Source organism: Frankia sp. AgKG'84/4 (assembly GCF_023242965.2).
Classification (GTDB): domain Bacteria; phylum Actinomycetota; class Actinomycetes; order Frankiales; family Frankiaceae; genus Frankia.
Genome location: NZ_JALKFU020000854.1, coordinates 1 through 939, shown reverse-complemented (window position 1 = coordinate 939; position 939 = coordinate 1). Strand labels below are relative to the sequence as shown.

Below are 939 nucleotides of genomic sequence, written 5' to 3'. Positions count from 1 at the left end.
TTCAGGCCGCATAATAGCGAAAGACGCAGAGCGGAACGCGAACCGATCTACACCACTCCACGGGGCATTATCCGGGCATGGCTTCCTATCGGATCTCGCAGCTGGCGGATCGTGTCGGTGTGCCGGCGAGCACGCTGCGGTTCTACGAGTCCGCCGGGCTTCTGTCCGCGCAGCGCACCGCGTCGGGGTACCGGATGTACGGCGACGAGGCGGTGGAGCGGTTGGCGTTCATCTCCTCCGGGAAGCTGCTGGGGCTGTCCCTGGAGGAGATCGGCGACTTGTTGGGTGTGTGGGAACAAGGGGTGTGCGCGGCGGTCCGGGAACGGATGCGCCCGCTGGTCGCGGCCCGGATCGCCGACGCCGACCGGCGGGTGGCCGAGCTGTCGGCGTTCTCCGCACGTCTGGCCGCGTTCCACACCGAACTCGGGCTGGCGGCGCCCGCGGGTGGCTGCGGTCCGGACTGCGGCTGCCTGACCACGACCGGCCCGACCCACGCCGGCCCGGTGCCGCTGGCGCTGTCCCCGGTCCGACCCGCCGCTGAGGACCAGCAGGCGTGGCGTGACGCGCCGGTGGCCTGCACCCTGCGCGGGGACGAGCAGGCTGAGCGCGCCGGCCAGTGGCGCGAACTCGTCGGGCACGCGCTCAGCCGGCAGGAGATCGCCGACGGGCTGCGCCTGACGTTCCCGCCCGGTCCGGATCTCGCCGTACGGGTCGCCGCGCTGGCCGCGGCTGAGCAGGACTGCTGTGCGTTCTTCGCCTTCAGCCTTGAGCTCGTTGCTGGCGCGCTGGTCCTGACCGTCCGCGCGCCCCAGACGGCTGCCGGCCTGCTGGCCGGCCTGTTCGCGGCGACGGCATGAGCCCCTCGACGGGCAGGTCCGGCCCGTGGTCGACGATCGGCGGCGCTGTTGCCGCGGTCGCGGCGTGCGCGGTGTGCTGCGC

The 939-nt window shown here is 72.8% G+C and carries 1 protein-coding gene; it reads left to right on the top strand.

The features are described from left to right. Nucleotides 1–77: 77 nt before the first annotated feature. Nucleotides 78–857: a MerR family transcriptional regulator gene (locus MXD58_RS25660; protein ID WP_248837739.1), complete on the top strand. Its 780-nt coding sequence runs from the start codon at nt 78–80 to the stop codon at nt 855–857. Nucleotides 858–939: the final 82 nt, after the last annotated feature.

Bases quoted from the DNA above. Each gene is read 5' to 3' on its own strand.
- MXD58_RS25660 (WP_248837739.1), top strand. From the start codon at position 78: ATGGCTTCCTATCGGATCTCGCAGCTGGCGGATCGTGTCGGTGTGCCG.